Annotated in this window: 2 protein-coding genes; both read left to right on the top strand. The window is 69.5% G+C overall.

Translation table 11 applies throughout. The annotated features are described in order from the left end of the window. A partial coding sequence (locus tag MFF30_RS25525) for a dTDP-4-dehydrorhamnose 3,5-epimerase family protein (RefSeq protein WP_238283045.1) occupies positions 1–313 on the top strand: 313 nt, incomplete at its 5' end. Between the two features lie 55 nt (positions 314–368). Continuing rightward, the coding region (gene rfbB / locus MFF30_RS25520) for a dTDP-glucose 4,6-dehydratase (RefSeq protein ID WP_238283044.1) at positions 369–1,318 on the top strand (950 nt) is incomplete at its 3' end.

Genomic DNA, 1,318 nt, shown 5'->3' with positions numbered 1-1,318 from the left:
TGTTCAACGCTGTTTGACACTGCGGCGCGATTCACCCACCTACGGGCAGCACGTGGCGGTACGGCTCGACGCGGAGGCGGGCGAGCAGCTCTACGTGCCGATCGGCTTCGGGCACGGCTTCTGCACCCTCGTGCCCGACACCATGGTGGCCTACAAGGTGGCCGGCGGGGTCTACAGCCCCGAGCACGACGAGGCCCTGCTCTGGAACGATCCGGCGCTCGACATCGCCTGGCCCGTCACCGAAGCCGAGGCGCAGCTCTCGGACAAGGACCGGGTCGCGCCGCGGCTGGCCGAACTTTCGCCCCCGTTCTGAGAACACATCATCCGGGCCGCGGGCCCGGCCCGATTCCTCGAGAGACCCTACCCCCATGCGCATCTTGGTTACCGGCGGCTGCGGCTTCATCGGATCGGCACTGGTCCTGCATCTGGTGCAGGAGCTCGGACACGAGGTGGCGACGCTGGACGCGCTGACCTACGCGGCCAACCCGATCTCGCTCCAGCCGCTGGCCGACAACCCGAAGCACCGCCTCGTCGAGGCCGACATCTGCGATCCGCAGGCGGTGCACGCCCTCTACGCCGCGTTCCGGCCCGACGCGGTGATGCATCTGGCCGCCGAGAGTCACGTCGACCGCTCGATCACCGACCCGGGCGCCTTCATCCGCACCAACGTGGTCGGCACCCAGGTCATGCTCGATGGCGCCCGCACTTACTGGGACGGGCTGACGGGCGAGGCTAAGGCGGCGTTCCGCTTCCTGCACGTCTCCACCGACGAGGTCTACGGCTCGCTGCCGCCGGACGGGTTCTTCACCGAGGAAAGCCGCTACGACCCGCGCTCGCCCTACTCGGCCTCGAAGGCGGCCTCCGACCACCTCGCCCGGGCCTGGCACGAGACCTACGGCCTGCCGGTGCTGGTGACGAACTGCTCGAACAATTACGGCCCGCGCCACTTCCCCGAAAAGCTCATCCCGCTGATGATCCTGAACGCGCTGGAGGGCAAGGCTCTGCCCGTCTACGGCGACGGCCTGAACGAGCGCGACTGGATCCATGTCGAAGACCACGCCCGCGGCCTCGTGGCGGTGCTGGAGAAGGGGCGGGTCGGCGAGACCTACCTGCTCGGCGGACGCTCGGTGCGCAACAACCTCGCGGTGGTCAAGGCGCTCTGCGCCGCCTTCGACCGGTTGCGCCCCGAGCAGGCGCCGCACGACCGCCTGATCACCTACGTCACCGACCGGCCCGGCCACGACCGCCGCTACGCCATCGATCCCGGCAAGGCCGAGGCCGAGGTCGGCTGGCACCCGACCAAGGACTTCGAGCGGGC

This window comes from Methylobacterium goesingense (assembly GCF_022179225.1).
Taxonomy (GTDB): domain Bacteria; phylum Pseudomonadota; class Alphaproteobacteria; order Rhizobiales; family Beijerinckiaceae; genus Methylobacterium; species Methylobacterium goesingense.
The sequence above is the reverse complement of the archived record's forward strand: the minus strand, read 5'-3'. Positions and strand labels throughout refer to the sequence as shown.